Source organism: Actinomadura sp. 3N407, assembly GCF_052245875.1.
Taxonomy (GTDB): domain Bacteria; phylum Actinomycetota; class Actinomycetes; order Streptosporangiales; family Streptosporangiaceae; genus Spirillospora.
This window is the reverse complement of the sequence record NZ_JBQQBP010000003.1, coordinates 378,467-400,856: the sequence shown is the minus strand read 5'-3', so window position 1 is coordinate 400,856 and position 22,390 is coordinate 378,467. Positions and strand designations below refer to the sequence as shown.

Genomic DNA, 22,390 nt, shown 5'->3' with positions numbered 1-22,390 from the left:
TCGCGCCTTGTGTGTCGCAGGTCACCAACCGTGACAGAATTTCCCGCCCGGATCGGGCACAAGAACGGTCCCCCGAGCGTTAGATCCGCGCGACGGGGCGCATAAAGCACTGAGGGGGATGGAGATAGAAGATGGCGACCGACTACGACAGCCCACGCAAGACAGACGACGATCTCAGCGAGGACAGCCTCCAGGAGCTCCAGGCCCGGCGCGCCGACAAGGCGGCCAGCATCATCGATGAGGACCTGGACGCCGGCGAGGTCGCCGAGCTGCCCGGTGCGGACCTGTCCAACGAGGAGCTCACCTTCCGGGTGGTTCCGCGGCAGGCCGACGAGTTCACCTGCACGCGCTGCTTCCTGGTGCACCACCGCAGTCAGCTGGCCGCCGAGAAGAACGGCCAGCCGATCTGCCGCGAGTGCGCCGCCTGACCGGGAGTGGCCGCGGGTGACGGGAGAGATCGAACGACGTCATGACGACGTGGAGCCGGCGCGCGGCGACGGCTCCACCGAGCTCGGTGACCTCATCGGACGGCTCACCGGCGACGAGGACATGGACCGCGAGACCCGCGGCCGCCTGCTCGGGCGACTGGCCCGCCTGCTCGGCCAGAACGCCCGCAGGGCGGGCGCCGCGGGTGTCGCGCGCGGCCGATGGCTCGGCGACCTGCTCGTCGAGGCCGCCCCGCACATCCCGATTCGCGACCTTGAGACGTTGCAGGCCCACCATCCCGGCCTGATGGGCGAGCAGCTCGCCGACAAGCTCGTGAAAGTGGCCGGAAACGGCACCACCGCCGTCGGCGCGGCCGGAGGCGCCCTGGCCACCGTGCAGTTCACCGCCCCGCCGCTGCTGCTGACGGTACCCGCCCAGCTCGCCGCGGAGACCCTGGTGATCGCGGCCATCGAGGTCAAGATGATCGCCGAACTGCACGAGGTCTACGGCGTCCGCGTCCAGGGCACCGGCACCGCCCGCGGCGCCGCGTTCATCACGTCCTGGGCACGGCAGCGCGGCATCAACCCCCTGGAGACCGGCACCCTCACCAGTGCCCTGGGGACGGCCGCGAAGTCGGCCCTGCGCAAACGCATGATGCGCACCTTCGGCCGCACCCTGGGCACGATGGGACCGTTCCTCACCGGCGCCGCCGCGGGTGCCGCCCTCAACCGCTCGGCCACGAAGATCCTGGCGACCAAGGTCCGCAACGACCTGCGCGAGGCCGCCGGCACCCCGCCCCCGCTCCCGCAGGACCGCCGCCGCCATCTGAAATCCATGGATTAGGGCCGGTGCGGGCGACGCCCCCGGTCGCCCGCACCGGAGCCGAGAGGACTCCGCCCTAGTCGCCGCTTCTGAGGTGGGCCGGCAGGTCGCCGGTGCCCTTGGTCCACTGGTGCGCGACGGCCCGGGTGGCCAGCAGGCGCGAGATCTCCATGCCGACGCCCATCACCACGGCCCAGCCGAGCGCCTCCAACAGGTCCACGTCAGGGGACTCGGGGTTGGTCGGCGGCTCCTTGCCGGTGGTCTTCTTCCAGGCCAGCGTGATGGCCTTCTTCGCGACGAAGCCGCCCGCGAAGGCCGCGGCGCCGGCCATCACCCGCCAGCCGATGTCGCCCTTGTCCGCCATGATCGTCCTCCACTCGTCAGTCGTCTCCGACGCTACCGGAACGGCCCGCCTCCGGCGGTGGAGGTGATCGCCGCGTCGGCGCCGGTAAATGGCATGCGGCCGGGGCCGATGTCAATACCATTGGGGCATGACAGAGCAGCCGCGTACTCCCCGCGTCCCCTCCAAGCCCTCCCTGGACGGCCTGGAGGACAAGTGGGTACGCGTCTGGGAGGACGACGGCGTCCACCGCTTCGACCGCACCCGCCCGCGCGCCGAGGTCTACTCGATCGACACCCCGCCGCCCACGGTGAGCGGTTCCCTCCATGTCGGCCACGTCTTCTCCTACACCCACACCGACGCCGTCGCGCGGTTCCACCGCATGCGCGGTCGGGCGGTCTTCTACCCCATGGGCTGGGACGATAACGGCCTGCCGACCGAGCGCCGCGTCCAGAACCACTTCGGTGTCCGGTGCGATCCGTCGCTTCCGTACGATCCCGACTTCGAGCCGCCGGCCGACCCCGACCCGAAGCGGCAGGTGCCGGTGTCGCGGCGCAACTTCATCGAGCTGTGCGAGCGGCTCACCGAGGTGGACGAGAAGGCGTTCGAGGAGACGTGGCGCCGCGTCGGCCTGTCGGTCGACTGGAGTCAGCTCTACACGACGATCGGGGACGTCTCCCGCACGGCGTCCCAGCGCGCGTTCCTGCGCAACCTGGCGCGCGGCGAGGCGTACGTCTCCGAGGCGCCGACGCTGTGGGACGTCACGTTCCGCACGGCGGTCGCGCAGGCCGAGCTGGAGGACCGCGAGCAGCCCGGCGCGTTCTACCGGCTCCGATTCCACGGGGGAGACGGGTCCGGGCGGCGTGGGGCGCAGAGACCGGTCTACATCGAGACGACGCGTCCCGAGCTGCTGCCCGCGTGTGTCGCGCTGGTCGCGCATCCCGACGACGAGCGGTACCGCGAACTGTTCGGGACGACCGTCCGCACGCCCCTGTTCGGGGTCGAGGTCCCGGTCGTCGCGCACCGGCTGGCCGAGCCCGACAAGGGGTCGGGCATCGCGATGATCTGCACCTTCGGCGATGTCACCGACGTCACCTGGTGGCGTGAGCTCGACCTTCCCACCCGCGCGGTCGTCGGTTGGGACGGACGTCTCGCCGCTGACCCGCCGCAGGGCGTCCCCGCCCACCCCTACGACGAGCTGGCCGGCAAGACGGTGTTCTCCGCGAAAGAACGCGTCGTCGAGCTTCTGCGCGAGTCCGGGGACCTGGACGGCGAGCCCCGCAAGGTCAACCGGGCGGTGAAGTTCTACGAGAAGGGCAGCAAGCCCCTGGAGATCGTCACGACCCGGCAGTGGTACATCCGCAACGGGGGACGTGACGCGGGCCTGCGCGCCGAGCTGATCGCGCGCGGCCGCGAGCTGGAGTGGCATCCCGGCTACATGCGGGCCCGCTACGAGAACTGGGTCGAGGGCCTGAACGGCGACTGGCTGATCTCGCGGCAGCGGTTCTTCGGCGTGCCGATCCCCGTCTGGTACCGGCTGGACGACTCGGGCGAGCCGCGCTATGACGAGCCGGTCGTCCCGTCCGAGGACATGCTGCCCGTCGACCCGTCGTCCGACGTCCCGCCGGGCTTCACCGAGGACCAGCGCGGCAAGCCGGGCGGCTTCATCGGCGACCCCGACGTGATGGACACCTGGGCGACGTCGTCGCTGACCCCGCAGATCGCGGGCGGCTGGGAGCGCGACGCCGACCTGTTCGGCCGCGTGTTCCCCTACGACCTGCGTCCCCAGGCGCACGACATCATCCGGACGTGGCTGTTCTCCACGGTCGTCCGCGCTCATCTGGAGCACGGCTCGCTGCCGTGGAAGGGCACCGCGCTGTCGGGGTGGATCCTCGACCCGGACCGCAAGAAGATGTCGAAATCGAAGGGGAACGTCGTCACGCCGATCGACCTGCTGCGCGAGTACGGCTCCGACGCCGTCCGCTACTGGTCGGCCAGCGGGCGCCCGGGGACCGACACGGCGTTCGACACCGGCCAGATCAAGGTCGGCCGGCGGCTCGCCATCAAGATCCTCAACGCGTCCAAGTTCGTGCTGGGGCTTGGTGAAGGCGCGGGCGGACCGGGGGAGGAAGTCGGCTCGCGTGCAGGCCGGGGGCTCGCAGGCGCAGGAAGCAGGGTCGATGCTGACGCGTCGGTGACGGAGCCGCTGGACAAGGCGATGCTGGCGGCGCTGTCCGGTGTCGTCCAGGACGCGACAGAGGCGTTCGAGGGCTACGACTACGCGCGGGCTTTGGAGCGCACAGAGCGGTTCTTCTGGGAGTTCTGCGACGACTACCTGGAGCTGGTCAAGGCCCGCGCTTACGGGGAGGGTGAGGCGGGTTCGGGCGGCGTAACCGATGGGGCGCGGTCGGCGCGTACGGCGCTGCGCACGGCGCTGTCGGTTCTGCTGCGCCTGTTCGCGCCGATCCTGCCGTTCGTGACCGAGGAGGTCTGGTCGTGGTGGCGGCACGGGTCGGTGCACACGGCGTCCTGGCCGTCGGTGGCCGAGTTGCCCCCGGGCGGTGACCCGGCGGTCCTGGCGGCGACGGGTGAGGCGCTCCGGCAGGTCCGCAAGGCCAAGTCGGAGGCGAAGGCGTCGATGCGCGCCGACGTGTCCAGCGCGACCGTGCGCGGCGCCGAGGTGTTGCGGATTTCGCGGCCGGATCTGGCCGCCGCGGGACGCATCGCCGACCTGACGCTGGAGGACGCCCCCGCCGACCTGACCGTCGACGTCGTCCTCGCCCCCGTTACCTAGATCACCCCTCAGAAGGCCGCCTCGCCCTTGACTCGGGTTTCGCGCGATCCCCATATTAGATCCCTAGTCTAATTGGGGTCGTGCGGCCCCGGCCGCGGTCCGGGAGGGGACAGATGAGCGAGATCGATGAGCGGCACCCCGCCATCACCCCGCGCCGCGTGAAGTTCGACTGGGCGGACACCCCGCTGCACTGGATCCCCGGCGAGCCGGTCGCCACGCACTTCATCAACGTGCTGCATCTGCTCCTGCCCGCCGGCGAACGCTGGTTCGTGCACGTCTACAAGCAGACGCTGCCGCTCGTCGAGGACGACGAACGCCTCTACCGCGAGGTCAAGGGCTTCATGGGGCAGGAGGCGGTGCACGCCTACTCCCACCAGGGCGTCCTCGACCGGCAGATGCTCGCGCGGGGACTCGACCCGCGCCCGCTCACCCTCCGGATCGAGTGGATGTTCAAGCGGCTGCTCGGCGACCGGTCCCCGCTGCCCGGCATCTCCAGGCGGCGCTGGCTGCACGTCCGGATCGGCGTCATCGCGGGGATCGAGCACTACACCGCCGCGCTCGGCCAGTGGATCCTGGACGCCCGCGAGCTGGACGAGGCCGGCGCCGACCCGACGATGATGGACCTGCTCCGCTGGCACGGCGCCGAGGAGGTCGAGCACCGCTCCGTCGCCTTCGACGTCTACGAGCACGTGGCCGGACGGTACTGGATGCGGTTCGTCGCGTTCTTCCTCGGCGTGCTGGCGATGCCGCTCATGGTCTACGCGGGGGCGGTGTACCTGTGCCGCGCCGACCCGACGCTGAAGGGCGTCCGCCCCCGGATCCGCGACTACCGGCGGGCGGTGCGGCGGGGGCTGTTCCCCAGCAACAGGTTCATGGTCGACGCCGCCCGCGCCTACCTGCGGCGCGACTACCACCCGTCCCGCGAATGCTCGACGCAGCGCGCCCTCGACTACCTGGCCGTCTCGCCCGCCGCGCGGGCGGCCGGCCACCGGGCGTCCTGAGCCGCGGCGGGCCCGGGGGCCGCGACCGCGCCAGTGGCGGCCGGGCCCGCCGCTCACACCTCGCAGGGCAGGTGCTTGATGCCGTTGATGAAGCTGGAGAACAGCCGGTCGGGCTCCCCGGTGGCGCGGATCTCCGGGACCCGTGTGAACAGCTCGCGGAACATCACCGTGATCTCCCGCCGGGCCAGGTTGGCGCCGAGGCAGAAGTGCGGGCCGGGGCCCCCGAACCCCACGTGCGGGTTGGGTGAGCGTGTGATGTCGAAGACGTCGGGCTTCTCGAACACCGACTCGTCGCGGTTGGCCGAGTTGTAGAACAGCAGGACCTTGTCGCCGGCCTTGTAGTGGTGGCCGTTCATCTCGTAGTCCTGGGTCAACGTCCTGCGGAACTGGATGACCGGCGTGGCCATCCGGAGTATCTCCTCCACGGCGCCCGGCGCGTGCGCGTCGAAGTCCTCCAGCAGCAGGGCGCGCTGCTCCGGGTTGTCGGTGAGCAGCTTCAGGCCGTGCGACATGGCGTTGCGCGTCGTCTCGTTCCCGGCCACGACGAGCAGGATGAAGAACGAGCCGATCTCCTGGTCGGTGAGCCGCTCCCCGTCCACCTCGGCCGAGATCAGCGCGGAGACCAGGTCGTCGCCGGGGTTCCGGCGCCGCTTCCGGGCGAGCTTCATCGCCAGGTGGTTCAGCTCGTAACCGGCGACCATCACCTTGAGGAGCCCGTACAGCGCGCCGAGGCGGGTGATGCCGTCGCGGGTGTAGTCCCTGCCGCCGCTGTACTCGGGGTCGCCGAGGCCGAGGATGGTGTTCGTCCGGTCGTACACCATCGGGCGCACCCGCTCGGGGATGCCCATCATGTCGCAGATGACCTGGAGGGGCAGACGCGCCGCGACGTCGGTGACGAAGTCCGCCGACCCCTTCTCGATCAGGTCGTCCACGATCCGGGTCGCGGTCGCCTGCAGGTCGGTCTCCATCTTCTCCAGGATGCGCGGGGTGAACGCCCGCGACACGATCCGCCGGATCTTGGCGTGCCGCGGGTCGTCCATGTTGATCATCGAGCCGAAGTAGCGCGCCAGGTAGCCGGGCAGGTCGGCGATGCTGTTGGAGCACGGCTCGCTGCTGAAGATCTGCGGCGACCGGCTGGCCTCGACGACGTCGGCGTGCCTGGCCAGCGCGTAGAAGCCGGGCCCGGCCTTGACGAAGGGCAGCTTCAGCTCCTTGAAGAACGCCGGATGCTCGCGCCGCCGCAGCTCCGCGAACGCCGCCAGGCGCCGATCCGGCGGCAGGGCCCAGAACTCCAGGTTCGACAGGTTGCCGTCGATCTTCTCCCGCGCCGTGGTCGTCATGCCGCGCACCGCCCTCGAAGCCGTACCCCAGAATCTGGTTCGGTTTCTATCGAATCGAGGTCTAATGACGACGTCAAGACGAATCGGGCGTTCTTCCCCCATCGGAGCGACGACGCGCCGGTGCGGGACGGCCCGCTCCATGGCCGCCCGGCCGTCGCGCCGTGATGGGTCCGCACCGCCGCGGGCACCCGGCCGCAACGACGCCCCCGGCGCCGCCCGGTTCCCGGGAGGATGGTCACCGCGCACGAGCGGGTAAGGTCAACTGCCGGACTCCCGTGGCCCCGCGGCGTTTCAGCGCGGCCGGGCACGACGCCCTGGGTAGGGTCGGGGGGTTTTCCGGCAGGTAGCGCGTGAGGTGAGTCCGTGAACAAGGTCGATGTGCTGATCCGGCGGCTGGATCCCGGGCTGCCCCTGCCGCAGTACGCCCACGCGGGCGACGCGGGCGCCGATCTGGTCGCCGCCGTGGACGTCGAGCTGCCGCCGGGAGAGCGCGCCGTCGTCCCGACCGGGATGGCGATCGCGCTGCCGCACGGCTACGCCGCTTTCGTTCACCCGAGGTCCGGTTTGGGCGCTAGGTTGGGGGTGACGATAGTCAACGCACCCGGTACGGTCGACGCCGGCTATCGGGGTGAGATCAAGGTGACCCTGCTGAACACCGACCCCCGCGCCACGGTGACGCTGCGGCGCGGAGACCGCATTGCGCAGATGGTCGTGCAGCGAGTGGAGCGGGCGGTGTTCCACGAGGTGGCCGAGCTTCCCGGATCGGAGCGCGGAGACGGCGGGTTCGGTTCCACCGGCGGATTCGGTCCCGCGCCGGAGTCCGGGGACGCGGGCGGACCGGGGAACGACGGCCGCGCGCGTCCAGGCCGAGGGCCCGCAGGCGCGGGAAGCGGAGACAATGAGCACAGTCGAGAAGGAGCGTGAGTCGTGGCTTTTGGACGTCGCCGGCAGGCCGAGGAACCCGAGAAGGGGCCTGAGAAGGGGCCCGAGGTGACCGAGGAGCCGGCGGAGGCCGCTGAGGAGGAGTCCGCCAAGGCGGAGTCCGCCGAGGGCGGCCCGTGGGACTCCGAGGACTCCTTCCCCGAGCTGCAGCGGCTCGATTTCGGGGCCCTCCAGGTGCCGATCGCGCCGGGGCTGGGCTTCCAGGTGAACTTCGAGGCCACCCAGGTGGACGAGGAGGGCAACCCGCTCGACGGGCGGCCCGTCGCGGTGCTGGTGCAGTACGAGGAGAGCGCCATGCAGCTGCAGGTGTTCGCGGCGCCGAAGCGCAGCGGCATCTGGGACGACGTGCGCCGTGAGACCGCCAAGGACATCCAGGAGGAGGCGCAGGGCCAGACCCAGGAGGGCGACGGCCCGTTCGGCGCCGAGCTGCTGGCGATGGTCCCGGCGGCGCTGACCGAGGAGGTCCTCGCGGAGATGCCGAAGGAGGTCCGCGAGCAGATCCCGGCCGAGTTCGTCGAGCAGGGCTGGGCGCCGCAGATCATCCGTTTCCTCGGTGTGGACGGCCCCCGCTGGTTCCTGCAGGCCGTGGTGCAGGGCGCCGCGATCGAGGACGAGGAGCAGTGGCAGGTTCTGGAGGACGTGCTGCGCGGCGTGGTGGTCCACCGCGGCGACGCGCCGATGCCGCCCCGCGAGCTGCTGGAGCTGAAGATCCCCAAGGAGTTCAGCGAGGCCGGCCAGGACGGCGAAGAGGAGCAGGAGGGCGAGGAGACCTTCAGCCCCTTCGAGCGCGGCCCCGAGATCACCGAGGTCCGCTGACCCCGATCGCCCGCCCGCCGGGCCGCACGCCTTTTCGGCCGTGCGGCCGGGCGGGTTTTTGCTGTGCTCCGGATGGCCGGCCCCTTGCGTTGGACGCCTGCCGGGTGGTCAATCGGGACATGTCGAAGAAGACGCGCAAACGCCGGGCCCGCAAGCGCAGCAAGAGCAACAAGGGCAAACGGCCCAACGCCCGCCGCTAGCCCTCGATCGTCTAGCTCTCGATCATCTCGAACGTCATCGCGTGCTCGACGCCGACGGCACGTCCCTCCTGCTCGGCGATGCCGGTGAGGAACTCGGCGGCGTCGAAGTCCGCGCCGAGGTTCGAGAAGTACACGCGGTGCGCGAGCAGCGAGTCGATGCCGGGCCGCAGATGCCCGGTGACGTCCACGTAGTGCGTGGCCCGCGGTGATCCGCCGAACAGCGCGAACCGGACGCCCTGCCACGGTTCGAGGTCGAGGTCGCGGAACACCCACCGGTTGGCCGCGTCCCTGATCGCGTCCGCGACGGCGAGCCCGAGCACCCGGTGGTCGGCCATGTTGAACCCGCCGCCGGCGAAGGACTCCCGGAAGTTGATCGACAGCACCACCTCGGGCCGGTGCCACCGGATCGCGCCCGCGAGCGCGCGGCGCAGCGGCAGCCCGTACTCCAGCATGCCGTCGGGCAGGTCGAGGAACTCGACGTTGTCGACCCCGACCCGGCGGGCCGCCTCGATCTGCTCGGCGCTGCGGACCCGGCGGACGTCATCGGGGTCCATCGAGTCGATCCCGGCCTCCCCGCGGGTGGCCAGCACCTCCGTCACCGTCTTGCCCTGGCCGGTCCACTTGGCGATCGCCGCCGACGTCCCGTACTCCAGGTCGTCGGGGTGCGCGACGAGCGTCAGCGCCCGCTCCCAGTCCTCAGGTACCTCTTCCATCCCGCCATCCTCTCCGATCCCACCTGCGCAAAGCCTAAGATCGGCGCCATGCTCGCCGCAGAATCCCCAGACCCACCCGTTCCCGTGCAGATCGGACGGCTGCGGAGCGGGATCATCAGCCGTCCGGAGCGTGTCCGGGACGAGCCCGCCGGTGAACCGCTCTACCAGGCGGTGCGCGGGATCGGCGCGCTGGACGTGGACGACCCGGAACCGCTCGTCGCCGAACTGGCGGGACGTCCCGACGCCGTCCTCCGGGCCGAGGCCTTCCGGATCACCCGTGAGGCCCTCGGCTCGGCCCTTCTGGCACCGGCCCGAGCGCGGACGGTCGTCGAGGGGCTCGCGGGCGACGTCCCGGACGCGCTGAGGGAGCTCGCCGAGCCGTGGGCGGCGCTCGACCCGCTCCCGCACGAGCGGATCCGCCGCCTCCTCGAGACCGGGCCCGCCGCCGCCGCGATCGAGGTCGCCGCCCGGCACGGCCATCGGGACGTCCTCACCGGCGTCGCCGCCGATCCCGGACGGCCGCCCGCGCTGCGGCGGCGGTCGCTGGAGCTGCTCGGCGGCCTGGCGACCCGCGAGGACGTCGGCGCCCTCGTGGACATCGCGGCCCGGGATCCCCTGCTGCTCGCGGGCCCCGCCGTCGCGTGCCTGGCCGGGATGCACCGGCGCGGCCACTTCCCGGGCGGGCGGGACGTCCCGGCGATCGTGGGCCTGGCCCTCGCCGATCACCGTGTCCCCGCCGGGGACCTCGCCACCGTCCTGTACTCCCGCAGGCACGAGACTCTGCGGGAGCTGATCGCGGCGGACGGGGACTGGCCCCGGCGCCTGGAGCTGCTGGTCGCGCTCCACGAGCAGGGAGTCCCGGACCTGGAGATCGGCGATGCCGTCGCAAGGGCGGCGCGCCGCTCCGCCGACGACGGCACCGACCCCGCGCCGTTCCTGCGGGCGATCCGCCGGCTCCGGCACACGGCGGCCGAGGAGACCGTCCTCGGGTTGCTGCCGCGCTCGCCGCGGGAAGCCCTCGGCGCCCTCGAAGCCGTCGGAGGCGCCCGGACGGTCACGGTCCTGCGTGCCGGTCTGGGACTGGACGGCGGCGGCATCGCGCCGCATCTGCGGCCGTACCGGCATCGGGCCCTGGAACTGCTCTGGCACCTCACCGGCGACGCGGCGGCGCGGCGAGCCGTCCTGGAACGGCTCGACCCGCGCGACGTGCCCCGCCGCATCGCGGACGACCTCGGCGGGCCGGACCCGCGGGAACTGGCCCTGCTCCGCGCGAACCTGGACCCGGGCGAACCGGCCGAAGCCCTCCGCAGGCTGGCCCGCAACGGTGACGCGGCCACGCTGCCCGCCATCGCCGACCTGCTGCTCCGGGCCGTGTCGGACGAGGAGGCGCCCGACCTGGACGAGGCCCTCACCGCGGTCCGCCAGCTGGGCGGCCGCCTCTTCCGGCGGAGCGCGCTCCGGCCGCGCTGCCTGCTGGACGCCGCCGACGCGGCGGAGGCCGGTGACGCCGTGCTCGCGGACATGGTCCTCGGCCTGCTGGAGCGTCCGGGACTCGCGCCGACGGAGCTGACGGCCCTGCTGGAGGTGCTGCGCCGCGCCCCCTACCGCCGGACGAGGGCGCGCGTGCATCCGCTGCTGCGGCACCGCGACCGGCATGTCCGCGGACGGGTGATCGCGGTCCTCGCCGGGGACGGCGGCGACGCGCGGGCGCTGTCGGCGAGCCTGGTCCCGCTCACCGCCGCCGGCGACGGGCAGACGGTCAGGCAGGCGCTCCTCGCGCTGGCGGAGGCCCGTGCGGACTGGGCCGCGCCCGCGATCGCGGCCTGCCTCGATCACCCCGACATGAGCGTCAAGAAGGCGGCGGCGTCGGCCCTCGCCCGGGCCGGCGCGCCGGAGGCCGTCCCGAAGCTGCTGTTCTGGCTCGGCCGGCACGACAACCCCGGCCTGCGGGAGGCGCTCGCCGCGGCGCTGCGCGCCATCCTCGGCGACGCCTTCGCCGCGACCGTCCTCGCGGCGGCGGAGCGCGCCCCCGACCGGTCCCTGCTGCCGCGGAGCCTCGACGGCCTGCTCGGCGCGCGGCAGGTCGCCGCGCTGGCCCGGCGCGGCATCACGGTCCGGGCGAAGGAGGCCTCGCCGTTCCCCGATGTGGACGCCCTGCTCGACGGTGGCTGGGACGCCGGGATCGCTCGCCGGGTCGTGGACGCCTACGCGCGTGAACCCCGGACGCCACCGTACGTGCGCCTGCGTCCGATGCTCGCGCGCTGGCTGGACATGGCGGGCTCCGATCTTCGCGTCCTGCGCCTGGTCACCGGGATCTGCCCGCCGCCGTGGCGGGACGCGGAACTGGAGGTGTTCGCCCGGTCCGCCGGGACCCTGGTCGACGGCCTGGCGGTCCCCGGTGATCACGGACGGCGGCTGCTCGCCCTGCTGGAGGAGGTGATCCCGCGCGCCGGGCCCGCCGGGCGGCTGGAGATCATCGACCGGGCGCGCCGGCGGGACCTCGGCCGGCCGGCCCTCGTCCTGCTGCGCCTCTGCGGTGCCCCGCCGACGCGGGACGACCTCGACCGCGCGCTGGCCGTGGCCGGGCGCGCAGAACACCCGGCGCGGGACGTCGAGGCCGTCCTGCGCGAGGCGTTCGGGCAGGAGCCGGCCGAAGGCTCCGCCCGGCTCCGGGAAGAACTCGGCCGCGAGATGCGCGACATCGCCTCCCTGCGGCGGGTGCGCGCCCTGACGGACGCGCCGTCGCGGGACGTCCTCGACGCGCTGATCAGCGTTTTCCCGCAGGCTGCCCCTGACGCGCGCGGCGTCCTCCTCGACTGGATGGCGGAGGTGCAGCCGCTCGGCGCCCCACCCTGGACTCTTGCCGAGGAGACCCGCCGCCCCGTCCCGGATGTCCGGACGCCGCGTGCCGGCGACCTGGACCAGCCCCGCTCCGAAGCCCAGCGGCGGCGCCTCCTGGAGATGCTGGGCGACGCGCGGGCGGAGCGGCGGGAGACGGCGGCCCGCACCCTGCTCGGCTGGCCCGAACCACAGACCGGGATCGCGGTCCTCAGGGCCTTCCTGCACGGCCGCGCGGACCTCGCCGTCACGACGGCCCTGGCGCGGACCCTGGGCGATGCGACCTTGGCCGACCTGGACGGAGACGACACGGCCGTCGAGCGGTTCGCGCGCCTGGCCGTCCACCTGGAACCGGCCGGCCTGGACCGATTCGTCCCCGCCCTGCTGGCCGCCTGGGAGCACGGGGGCGCCGCCGCGCGGGACGCGTCCGCCCGGGCGCTCCGCCGCGCGTCGCCCGACGTCGTGGCCGGGGCCGTCTCCGGGCGCCTCGCGGCCGGCGACTGGGGGCTGCTCGACCTCCTCGCCCGGCGGCCGCTGCTGCGCACCCCCGAACTGGACCGGGTGCTCCGCCGCCTGCACGACGAGGGACGCGGCGACCTCGCGGAGACGCTCGTCCTTGAGGACGGCCCGCTGCGGGAGCCCGGAGCGGCCGTCCGGGATGAGGACACGCTGAAGCGCCTGCGCGAGCGCGGGACCGGCGCCGCCCGCGAACCGTCGCGCGCGGAGTTGTTCCAGCGGGCGCGCGGCGGCGGCCCCAAGCAGGCCCGCCGCGCGCTCACCCGCCTCGCCGAACGTCACGAGGAGGCTCACGCGGACGCCGACCCCGAGCTGGAGGAACTGCTCGCGGCGCTGATCGCCCACCGTGACACGAAGGTGCGGCTGCACGCGCACCGCGTCTCCCGGCGCGTGCTGGACCGGCCCGGCTACCTGGAGCAGACGACCCGCCTCCTCGACGACCCCGAGCCCGACGTCGTCCGCGCCGCGGTCAGGACGCTCGGCCACGCCGCCTGGGAGCCCGCGATCCCCGGACTCATCGCCCTGCTCGCCCATCCCCGCGAGCCCGTCCGCGCGGCCGCCGCGGCGAGCCTCGTCATGATGGGCGCATCCGCCGTTCCCGCGCTGCGCCATGCCGAGGGCCGCGCCCGGCCGGACCGGCGGCACCGCTACACCGCCGTGCTGGAGGGGATCGGCTGACCCGCGGCGGCCCGCCGGACAGGGCGGACCGGACGCCCTGCCACGGTTCGAGGCCGGAATCGCGGAACACCCGCCCACCACCGGTTCGACGGACAGGCACGATGACCCCTCGACCGAGAAGGGAGTACGGCGTGGCCATCGCCGGAATCATGCTCGCCTGCTCCGGGGTTCTGGTCGGCGTCATCGTCACGTTGGCCGCCGGCGGCCGGGTCACCCGCAACCGCATCGCCGGGATCAGGACGAGACGCAGCATGGCCGACGACGAGTCCTGGCTGGTCGTGCACCGGCGGGCGCTGCCGTGGTCGTACGCGGCCGGGGCCGCGATGGTCGCGGGGGCGGTGGCCGGTCACCGGGAACTGCGGCGCCGCGAGGGGCCCCGGTAGGGTTTTGCCTACCCCGACCGGCGTGCTGGACCCATCCTCCGCGGCCTTCACCGTCCGTAGTTTCGTTCCCGAGAGGCGCCCATGAGGGGCGCCGGGCGGGAGGCGAGACGATGTTCGGACGCAAGGGCCCGGATCCGGTGGGACAGGGCTCGGGTGAGGCGCTCCGCCTGGACGGCGTGCGCAAGGTGTACGGCGCCGAGGGCAACCGGGTGGTCGCGCTGGACGGCGTGTCGCTGTCGCTGCGGGCGGGGTCGTTCACCGCGGTGATGGGCCCGTCCGGGTCGGGTAAGAGCACGCTGCTGCAGTGCGCGGCGGGCCTCGACCGTCCCACCGAGGGCCGGGTCCTCGTGGACGGCGTCGAGTTGTCCGGGGACGGCGAGGCCGCGCTGACGAAGTTCCGGCGCAAGCGGATCGGTTTCGTCTTCCAGCAGTTCAACCTGCTGCCGACGCTGGACGTCATGCAGAACGTGGTGCTGCCGCTGAAGCTCGCGGGCCGCAAGGTGGACCGGGGGCGGGCGCGGACCGTCCTGGACCGCGTCGGCATGGGCGACCGGCTCCGCCATCTGCCGGCGGAACTGTCCGGCGGGCAGCAGCAGCGGGCGGCGATCGCGCGGGCGCTGGTCACCGAGCCGCGGGTGCTGTTCGCGGACGAGCCGACCGGTGCGCTCGACACGCGCAGCGCCCGTGACGTGCTGGGGCTGCTCCAGGAGTCGGTGCAGATGTTCGGGCAGACGGTGGTGATGGTCACCCACGACCCGGTCGCCGCGTCCTATGCGGGTTCGGTGCTGTACCTCGCGGACGGGCGGATCGTCGGGCACCAGACCGCGCCGACCGCCGAGGCCGTCGCTGAGCGGATGACGCACCTGGCCGACGAGGTCGAGCGTCAGCGGACGACGGCGGGGGCGTGAGCGTCATGTTCGGACTGGCGATTCGTTCCCTGCGCAGGCGGACCGGCGCGTTCGCGGCGAGTTTCCTCGCGATGTTCCTCGGCTCGGCGATCATCATGGCGTTCGCCTCGATGCTGGACACGGCGGAGGCGAGCGGCGCGACCGGGCCGGCCCGCGAGACCCTCGTGATCATGGCGAACGTGGTCGGCGGCTGGGGCCTGCTGCTGGTGGTGTTCGCGGTCACCTCGACGCTGAGCCTTTCGGTCCGGCAGCGGGCCGCGGAGACGGCGCTGCTGAGGAGCGTCGGCGCGACCCCGGGCCAGCTCGCCCGGATGATCGTCGGCGAGGCCGCGGGCCTGGCCGTGGTGGCGGCGCTGCTCGGGATCGTCCCCGCGATGCTGATCGGGCGGGGCCTGCTCGGGCTGCTGCACGACACCGATCAGGTTCCGGCCGGCGTCGGCTACAGCTTCGGGCCGATCGCGCTGACGATGGGCCTGGGGATCATGTTCGTGTCCGCGACCGCCGCCGCGCTGATCACCGCGCGCCGCGCCACCCGCGTCCGTGCGGCGGAGTCGATGACGGCCGCGGCGATCGACACGGGGAGGCTGAGCAAGAAGCGGATCGTGTTCGCCGTGGTGTTCCTCCTGCTCGCCCTGAACGAGGCGATCATCACCGTGACGGTGATGGACGGCAAGGGCAGCGACGCGATGGCGACGTCCGGGCAGGCCGACATCTTCGCCGCGATCGGGCTGGCCCTGCTGGCGCCGGCGATCATGCGCCGGGTGACGGCGCTGCTGGCCGGGCCGATGCGGGCGCTGGGCGGCGCGACCGGTGACCTCGCGGCGAGCGTCATGCGCCGCCGGACGGGCGCCATGGCCGCCGCGGTCACTCCGATCATCCTGTTCGTCGGGACGGCGGTCGGCACGCTGTTCCTGCAGGCCACCGAGAACGCGGCGACGGAGGCGGCCGGGCTGGCCAAGACGGCCGAGCAGAAGAACATCGAGACGCTGAACTTCGTCGTCATCGGAATGGTGGTGCTGTTCACCGCGATCATGCTGGTCAACACGCTGATCGCGGCGACCGCGCACCGGCGGCGCGAGTTCGGGCAGACGCGGCTCGCGGGGGCGACGCCCCGGCAGGTGCTCGGCACCGTGGCGCTGGAGTCGGTGGTGCTGACCGTCACCGGCGTGATCTGCGGGACGGTCGCGTCGGTCTTCACGATCGTGCCGTTCGGGCTGGCCCGGCGGGACTCGCTCACCCCCGACGGGGACGTGTGGACCTACCTCGCGGTCGTCGCGCTCGCCGCCGTCCTCACCGGCGTGACCGCCTACGGCGCGACACGCCGCACCATCCGCGTCCCCGCGGTGGAGGCGGCGCTCAACTGACCGCGCGGCGGGCGGCCGGTCCGTGAGTGCCCATCCGTCCGGGTGGGCACTCACGCATGTCCGGTTCCCGGGTCACGGGGCATACTGGCGCGTCCGGGGGGTGGTGCCGATGGACGGGCCGGGCAGGCGCCGGATCCTCATGCCGGGGGTCATCGAGGAGGCCGAGCGCGCCGAGCCGCCCGGCGAACCCGAGCCCGGGCTCGTCCCGGTCCGCGATCCCGGCGACGTCGGCGACCCCGGCACCGCCGACCGGCCGGGCTCGGAGGGCGACGAGATCGGCGGCGCCGCGCAGGCCGCGCCGCCCGGCGTCGCGCACTCCAGCGCCGTCATGGCGATCGGGACGGTCTTCTCCCGGCTGACCGGCTTCCTGCGCACGGTCGTGGTCGCCGCCGCGCTCGGCACCGCGCTGCTCGGCGACGCCTACCAGGCCGCCGAGATGATCCCGTACACGGTGTACGAGCTGCTGCTCGGCGGGCTGCTGGCGAGCGTCTTCGTCCCGTTCCTGGTCAAACGCCGGATCCGGGACGCCGATGGGGGAGCGGCGACCGAGCAGCGGCTGCTCAGCGTCGTCCTGCTCGCGCTCGGCGTGCTGACCGTCGTCGCGGTCCTCGCCGCCGACCAGCTGATCTCCCTGTACGCGGGCGGGTACACCGGCCGGCAGCGTGAGGTCGCGGTGCTGCTCACCCGGCTGCTGCTCGTGCAGATCTTCTTCATCGGCGTCAGCGGCCTGGCGAGCACGCTGCTGAACGTCCGGCGGCGGTTCGGGGCGCCGATGTGGGCGCCCGTCGTCAACAACCTGATCACGATGGGCGCCGGCCTGCTGTTCCTGTGGGCGGCGGGACGCGGGCAGACCACCGAGACCGTGACCGACGCCCAGCTCACCCTCATCGGCCTCGGCTCCGCGTTCGGCACCGTCGCGCAGAGCGGCGTCCTCGGCTGGATGCTGTGGTCGGCCGGGTTCCGCTTCCGCCCCCGCCTCGACCTGCGCGGGTCCGGTTTCGGTGGGGCCGCGCGGACCGCGACGTGGATGCTGCTCTACATCGTCGTCGCGCAGATCGGCGTCCTGGTGACCGCGAACGTGGCGACCCGCGCCGCCGAACGCGCCTCCGCCGCCGCGGGCCGTCCGGTGGCGGGCAGCGGCCTGGCCACCTACAAGTTCGCCCTCGTCGTCTTCCAGCTCCCGTACGCGATCATCGCGGTCTCGGTGATCACGGCGCTGCTGCCGAGGATGAGCGCGCACGTCACCGAGGGACGCCGTGACCTGCTCCGCGCCGACTTCTCCCGCGGGCTGCGGCTCGCCTGCGCCCCGCTCGTCCCGCTGTGGCTGGGGATGCTGGTGTTCGCGGTCCCCGGCTCGGTCGTGTTCTTCGCCTACGGCAGCCTCAGCCCGGACGGGGCGCGCCGCATCGGCGTCGTCCTGATGGTGTTCGCCGTGATGGTGCTGCCGTTCACGCTCCACCAGCTCCTCATGCGCGTCTTCTACGCCCTCGGCGACACCCGCACGCCCGGCCTGATCGCCGTCCCGGCGGGGATCGCGCAGGCGGTCACGGCTTTCGCGCTGCTGTGGTTCGTCCCGGCGCGGCAGGTCGTGATCGGGCTGCCGGTCGCGTACGGGCTGTTCTATGCGGCCGGCGCGACCGGCGCGGCCCTCGTCCTGCGCAGGCGGCTCGGCGGGATGGACGGGCGCCGCATCCTGCGGGCGGTCACCCGGCTGCACCTGGCCGCCCTGCCCGCCCTGGCTCTGGCGGCGGCGGTCGTCTGGGGCTTCGGCCATATGCCGGGCGACCGCCTCCCCGCCCTTCTCTCCATCGCCGTCGGCGGCCTCGGCGGCGGGGCGCTCTACCTCTTCACGGCCCACCTGATGAAGGTCCCGGAGGTCGGCTACTTCACCGCGATGGCCGCCGCCCGCCTGCGCCGGTGACGCCGGAAGCCCCCGCGGGACGTGCCTGCGGGGGCTCCGGCGCGGACGGGGTCAGCCGCGGGCGCGGCGGGGGAGCAGGAACGCGACGGGGAGCGCGGCGACGGTGAGGGCGAGGGTGAGCGCGGCGACCTGCTTCGCGGCGCCGAGCGCGGCGGACGGGTCCATGGCGTGCCCGCCCACCGGGTCCCCGGCCGCCCCGAAGAAGATCGTGCCGAGGACCGCGATGCCGAGCGTGGCGCCGAGCTGCTGGACCGACTCCAGCGCCGCCGAACCGGATCCGACCTCGTGGTCGGCGATGCCCGCGACGATGATGTCGAACAGCGGGACGAAGATCATGCCCATTCCGGCGCCGAACAGCAGCAGCGGCGCGGCCAGGTGCCAGCCGCCGAGGCCCGTCCCCGCCATCTCGAACACCGCGTACAGCGCGACCATGCCGCCGGCCATCATCGACAGGCCGATGTGCAGGATGTGCCGGCCGAGGGTGTTCATCGTCATGCCGCTGAAGGCCGACCCGGCGAACGCGCCGATCGCCCAGGACGCCATGGCCAGGCTGGCCGCGAGCGGGGTGTAGCCGAGGCCGAGCTGCAGGAACAGGCCGACGGCGAGGGAGAAGCCGGTGATCGTCCCGAAGAACACGATGACGAACAGCACACCCGAGCTGTAGGAGCGGTTGGCGAACACGGTCAGCCGGACCAGCGGCGTCCGGCCGAGGCGGGCGCGGCGCAGCTGGTGCAGGACGAACACGGCGAGGACGGGCAGCGAGCCGGCGAGCAGCGCCAGGGTCCAGGTGGGCCAGCCGAGCTCGCGGCCCTGGACGAGCGGGTAGACGAGCATGCTCATGCCGAGGCCGCCGAGGAGCATGCCGGTGACGTCCAGGCCGCCGCGGCGGTCGGTGGTGGCGGGGGCGGGCAGCACCCGGGCGCCCATGATCAGTGCGTACGCGCCGATCGGCACGTTGAGCAGGAAGATCGCGCGCCAGCCGGTGCCGAACAGGTCGGCGTCGATCAGCAGCCCGGCGACGACCGGGCCGAGGATGGTGGCCAGCCCGATCACCGGGCCGAACAGGGCGAACGCCTTGCCCATGTCGGCGGCGCCGAACAGGTCCCGGATCAGGCCGAAGCTCTGCGGGATCATCACGGCGGCGCACAGTCCCTGCGCGACCCGGGCGGCGATCAGGGTCTCGGGCGACCAGGCGAACGCGCAGGCGACCGAGGTGACCAGGAACCCGGCCGCGCCGGCGAGCAGGACGGGCCGGCGGCCGAACATGTCGCCGAGCCGCCCGCCGGTGAGCAGCGCCACGGCGAGGGCGAGGGTGTATCCGGCGGCCATCCACTGCAGCGCCGCGTAGGACCCGCCGAGGTCGGCGCGGATCGCGGGGGCGGCCACGTTCACGACGGTGGAGTCGAGGAGGTTCAGCAGGGTGGCGGCCAGGATCGCGGACAGGCCGAGCCAGCGACGCGGATGCGGCGCGGTTCCGTTCTCCGTGTGCGTCTGCGGGCGGGTTCCGGGGGCGGAGACCGGGGTGTCGAGCGTGGCGGTCACGGCTCTTCCTTCCTCTTGGAGCGGAATGCTCTGTTCCAAGAGTAGCAGAACGGAACGCTTCATTCCAGTCCGGGTCGAGATGAGAGAAAGGTGAAGGGACCGATTCATCCGGGGATGTCATACGCTTCGAGTCATGGACGAGGTTTCGCCCGGCACATCGCCGGGCGCCGGGCCGCAGCAGGGCAAGAGCGGCAAGGGCGGCCTGCGGCGTTTCCTGCGGCGCATGGCGTCGAGCAACGCCGAGCTCGAGGCCGAGGATCTGCAGAAGAGCGCCGGCGGCGAGGGTGCGACCCCGATCACCGACTGCGCCGAACGCAAGCGGCACCGGGTGGCGGGTACGCTACGTACGGTGACGCTCCGGCCGCGGGGCGGCGCCCCCGCCCTGGAGGCCGAGCTCTACGACGGCACCGACGTGATCAGCCTCGTCTGGCTCGGCCGCCGCCGCATCGCCGGCATCGACCCCGGCCGCATGCTGCGCGCCGAGGGGCTGGTGAGCGTACAGGACGGACGCAAGGTCATCTTCAATCCGCGATACGAGCTGCGCGGCGGTTCGTGAGGCCGCCGCGAGCGGCCGGGAGTGCGATGTGAGCGAACTGGGAACGAGCGGAGGACGCGGCGTGGAAGCGGAGACCACGCCGTCCGGCGGCCGCGGGGGCGACGAGCCCGCGGAGACCGCCGGCGAGGCCGGGGCGTCCCCGGCCTCCGGCACGGAACGGGAGGCGAACGCGCACGACACCGTCGAGGCGGCCGTGCGCGCGCAGCTGAGCAAGGCGCTCGGCGGTGTCCGCGGCATGATCGAGGCCGCCGTCCCCGTGATCGCCTTCACCGGGACCTACGTCGCCGTCGACGACGTCAAGCTCGCCGTCGTCGCCGGCATCGGCGCGGCGCTGCTGCTCCTCGCCGTCAGGCTCGCGCAGCGCTCCAGCCCGCAGTTCGTCCTGAACAGCCTCGTCGGCATCGCGATCGCCGCGTTCTTCGCGCTGCGCTCCGGCAAGGCCGAGGACGCGTTCCTGCCCGGCATCATGCTGAACGCCGTGTACGCCGCCGTGATGATCTTCTCGATCCTGGCCCGCTGGCCCATCGTCGGCTTCATCATCGGCTCGGTCACCGGCGACCCGACCGCGTGGCGCCGCGACCCCGGGATCGTGAAGCTGTGCTCCCGGCTCACCTGGCTGCTGGTGCTGCCCTGCGTCGCGCGCGTCGTCGTCCAGTACCCGATCTACATCGCCGACGGCGACCAGAGCGGCCTGCTCGGCGCGGCCAAGATCGTCATGGGCTGGCCGCTGCAGGTGGCGGCGCTGTCGGCCATGGTGTGGCTCCTCGCCCGCGGCCGCACCCCCATCCGGCGCGAAGAACCCGCCTGAGCCCGGACGGCCGGGCGGGCTCCCGTGCTCCGGACGTCAGTGGCCGCCGAGGAGTTCGGCGAGCTCGTCCTCCACGTCCTGGCTGGCCACGAACATCAGCTCGTCGCCCGGCTCCAGCGTGTCGTCGGGCGTCGGGACCAGGACCCGGCCCTCGCGCAGGATCGCCACCAGCGCGGTGTCGCGCGGCCAGCCCACCGACCCGACCCGCTGCCCGCCGAGCGGCGCGTCCTCCGGCAGGGTCAGCTCGACCAGGTTGGCCTCGCCCTGCCGGAACGTCATCAGCCGGACCAGGTCGCCGACGCTGACCGCCTCCTCCACCAGCGCGGACAGCAGCCGCGGGGTGGACACGGCCACGTCCACGCCCCACGACTCGTTGAACAGCCACTCGTTGTTCGGGTGGTTGATCCGGGCCACCACGCGCGGCACCCCGTACTCGGTCTTGGCCAGCAGCGACACCACCAGGTTGACCTTGTCGTCCCCGGACGAGGCGACCACGACCTGGCAGCGCTCCAGCGCCGCGTCGTCCAGCGCGGAGATCTCGCACGCGTCTGCCAGCAGCCACTCCGCCCTCGGCACCATCTCGACCTTGATGGCCTTGGGACTCTTGTCGATCAGGAGGACCTCGTGCCCGTTCTCCAGCAGCTCCTGGGCGATGGAGCGGCCCACCGCGCCGGCCCCTGCGATCGCGACCCGCATCAGGCGTCCTCCCCGTCCCGTGCCGCGACGGCGGCGTTGACGCGCTCCACGTCATCGGCGCCCGCCATGATGTGCACGACGTCGCCGTCCTGGATCACCGTGTCCCGTTCGGGGACGAGGGCCTCACCCATCCGCGACAGGAACGCCACCCGGGTGTTCGCGTGCTCCTCCAGCGCGCCGACCTTCTCGCCCACCCACAGGTGCCCGGTGTCCAGCTCGGCGAGGACGACCGCGCCCGTCGGGTCGCGCCACAGCGGCTCGGCGCCCTCGGGCAGCAGCCGGCGCAGGATCTGGTCGGCGGTCCACCGGACGGTCGCGACCGTGGGGATGCCGAGCCGCTGGTAGACCTCCGCGCGGCGGGGATCGTAGATCCGGGCCACCACGTTGTCGACGCCGAACGTCTCGCGCGCCACCCGGGCCGAGATGATGTTGGAGTTGTCGCCGCTGCTGACGGCCACGAACGCCGACGCGCGCTCGATGCCCGCCTCGGCGATCACGTCGCGGTCGAACCCGAAACCGGTGATGCGGCGGCCCCGGAACCCGCTGCGCAGCCGGCGGAACGCCTCCGGGTTCTGATCGATGATGGACACCGAATGGCCCTTGTCCTCAAGGATGTGGGCGAGGGTCGACCCGACCCGCCCGCATCCCATGATCACGATATGCACGGCCGTTCCTTCTTCCGTCCAGGGGGACCCTCCCCCTGTACCCCCCGCGCCGTGCACGGCTTCGTCGCTGCGCCGCCGACGCCGTGCCGCAACCGAGGATCGCTTCCAGTGAATGATCCCT

Annotated in this window: 19 protein-coding genes and 1 pseudogene; 14 read left to right on the top strand and 6 right to left on the bottom strand. The window is 73.0% G+C overall.

The features are described from left to right. Nucleotides 1–131: 131 nt before the first annotated feature. On the top strand, nt 132–428 hold the full coding sequence (locus tag ACTWPP_RS09630) for a DUF4193 domain-containing protein (RefSeq protein ID WP_358458374.1): 297 nt from the start codon (nt 132–134) through the stop codon (nt 426–428). A gap of 16 nt (nt 429–444) precedes the next feature. Then, nucleotides 445–1,269 carry a hypothetical protein gene (locus tag ACTWPP_RS09625; protein WP_443103800.1) on the top strand — a complete coding sequence of 275 codons (825 nt, stop codon included), beginning with the start codon at nt 445–447 and terminating at the stop codon, nt 1,267–1,269. A gap of 55 nt (nt 1,270–1,324) precedes the next feature. Here the strand turns inward: ACTWPP_RS09625 and ACTWPP_RS09620 are convergent, their stop codons facing one another. Beyond that, a complete protein-coding gene (locus ACTWPP_RS09620) occupies nt 1,325–1,612 on the bottom strand; it encodes a DUF4235 domain-containing protein (RefSeq protein WP_443103799.1) in 288 nt (95 codons plus the stop codon). 127 nt (nt 1,613–1,739) lie between these two features. On the opposite strand from ACTWPP_RS09620, the gene valS reads away from it, so the two are divergent. Both valS and ACTWPP_RS09610 read left to right on the top strand, forming a co-directional pair. Further along, a complete protein-coding gene (gene valS, locus ACTWPP_RS09615; RefSeq protein WP_443103798.1) occupies nt 1,740–4,382 on the top strand; it encodes a valine--tRNA ligase in 2,643 nt (880 codons plus the stop codon). A gap of 113 nt (nt 4,383–4,495) precedes the next feature. Next, nucleotides 4,496–5,383: a metal-dependent hydrolase gene (locus tag ACTWPP_RS09610; protein ID WP_443103797.1), complete on the top strand. Its 888-nt coding sequence runs from the start codon at nt 4,496–4,498 to the stop codon at nt 5,381–5,383. A 53-nt stretch (nt 5,384–5,436) separates the two neighbouring features. On the opposite strand, the gene ACTWPP_RS09605 is transcribed toward ACTWPP_RS09610, so the two are convergent. After that, a complete protein-coding gene (locus tag ACTWPP_RS09605) occupies nt 5,437–6,723 on the bottom strand; it encodes a cytochrome P450 (protein ID WP_443103796.1) in 1,287 nt (428 codons plus the stop codon). A 363-nt stretch (nt 6,724–7,086) separates the two neighbouring features. Here ACTWPP_RS09605 and dut point away from each other — a divergent pair. The 3 genes and pseudogenes from dut to ACTWPP_RS09590 form a co-directional block, all read left to right on the top strand. After that, nucleotides 7,087–7,524: pseudogene (gene dut, locus ACTWPP_RS09600) on the top strand (dUTP diphosphatase); the annotation flags it as partial. A 126-nt stretch (nt 7,525–7,650) separates the two neighbouring features. Further along, nucleotides 7,651–8,481, top strand: coding sequence for a DUF3710 domain-containing protein (locus ACTWPP_RS09595; protein ID WP_443103795.1), 831 nt, complete (start codon nt 7,651–7,653; stop codon nt 8,479–8,481). Between the two features lie 104 nt (nt 8,482–8,585). Then, a complete protein-coding gene (locus tag ACTWPP_RS09590) occupies nt 8,586–8,681 on the top strand; it encodes a 50S ribosomal protein bL37 (protein WP_443103794.1) in 96 nt (31 codons plus the stop codon). A gap of 11 nt (nt 8,682–8,692) precedes the next feature. Here the strand turns inward: ACTWPP_RS09590 and ACTWPP_RS09585 are convergent, their stop codons facing one another. After that, a complete protein-coding gene (locus tag ACTWPP_RS09585) occupies nt 8,693–9,394 on the bottom strand; it encodes a PIG-L deacetylase family protein (RefSeq protein WP_443103793.1) in 702 nt (233 codons plus the stop codon). 48 nt (nt 9,395–9,442) lie between these two features. Here ACTWPP_RS09585 and ACTWPP_RS09580 point away from each other — a divergent pair, with 48 nt between their 5' ends. From ACTWPP_RS09580 to murJ, 5 genes are all read left to right on the top strand, one after another. Beyond that, a complete protein-coding gene (locus ACTWPP_RS09580) occupies nt 9,443–13,426 on the top strand; it encodes a HEAT repeat domain-containing protein (protein WP_443103792.1) in 3,984 nt (1,327 codons plus the stop codon). A gap of 131 nt (nt 13,427–13,557) precedes the next feature. Continuing rightward, the gene (locus ACTWPP_RS09575; RefSeq protein WP_443103791.1) at nt 13,558–13,809 is read left to right on the top strand and encodes an SdpI family protein; all 252 of its coding nucleotides are present in this window, start codon (nt 13,558–13,560) and stop codon (nt 13,807–13,809) included. 110 nt (nt 13,810–13,919) lie between these two features. Next, complete coding sequence (locus ACTWPP_RS09570; RefSeq protein ID WP_443103790.1) at nt 13,920–14,717, top strand: ABC transporter ATP-binding protein; 798 nt, start codon at nt 13,920–13,922, stop codon at nt 14,715–14,717. Nucleotides 14,718–14,722: 5 nt separating this feature from the next. Then, complete coding sequence (locus tag ACTWPP_RS09565) at nt 14,723–16,081, top strand: FtsX-like permease family protein (protein ID WP_443104002.1); 1,359 nt, start codon at nt 14,723–14,725, stop codon at nt 16,079–16,081. Between the two features lie 109 nt (nt 16,082–16,190). After that, the gene (murJ, locus tag ACTWPP_RS09560; protein ID WP_443103789.1) at nt 16,191–18,002 is read left to right on the top strand and encodes a murein biosynthesis integral membrane protein MurJ; all 1,812 of its coding nucleotides are present in this window, start codon (nt 16,191–16,193) and stop codon (nt 18,000–18,002) included. Between the two features lie 51 nt (nt 18,003–18,053). On the opposite strand, the gene ACTWPP_RS09555 is transcribed toward murJ, so the two are convergent. Next, a complete protein-coding gene (locus ACTWPP_RS09555) occupies nt 18,054–19,544 on the bottom strand; it encodes an MFS transporter (RefSeq protein ID WP_443103788.1) in 1,491 nt (496 codons plus the stop codon). A gap of 133 nt (nt 19,545–19,677) precedes the next feature. On the opposite strand from ACTWPP_RS09555, the gene ACTWPP_RS09550 reads away from it, so the two are divergent. Both ACTWPP_RS09550 and ACTWPP_RS09545 read left to right on the top strand, forming a co-directional pair. Then, nucleotides 19,678–20,100: an OB-fold nucleic acid binding domain-containing protein gene (locus ACTWPP_RS09550; RefSeq protein WP_443103787.1), complete on the top strand. Its 423-nt coding sequence runs from the start codon at nt 19,678–19,680 to the stop codon at nt 20,098–20,100. A 28-nt stretch (nt 20,101–20,128) separates the two neighbouring features. Further along, nucleotides 20,129–20,908: a DUF3159 domain-containing protein gene (locus tag ACTWPP_RS09545; protein ID WP_443103786.1), complete on the top strand. Its 780-nt coding sequence runs from the start codon at nt 20,129–20,131 to the stop codon at nt 20,906–20,908. A gap of 36 nt (nt 20,909–20,944) precedes the next feature. Here ACTWPP_RS09545 and ACTWPP_RS09540 read toward each other — a convergent pair whose 3' ends face one another. Next, a complete protein-coding gene (locus ACTWPP_RS09540; protein WP_443103785.1) occupies nt 20,945–21,604 on the bottom strand; it encodes a potassium channel family protein in 660 nt (219 codons plus the stop codon). After that, on the bottom strand, nt 21,604–22,269 hold the full coding sequence (locus ACTWPP_RS09535) for a potassium channel family protein (RefSeq protein ID WP_443103784.1): 666 nt from the start codon (nt 22,267–22,269) through the stop codon (nt 21,604–21,606). The genes ACTWPP_RS09540 and ACTWPP_RS09535 overlap by 1 nt, the downstream gene beginning before the upstream one ends. Between the last annotated feature and the right edge of the window lie 121 nt (nt 22,270–22,390).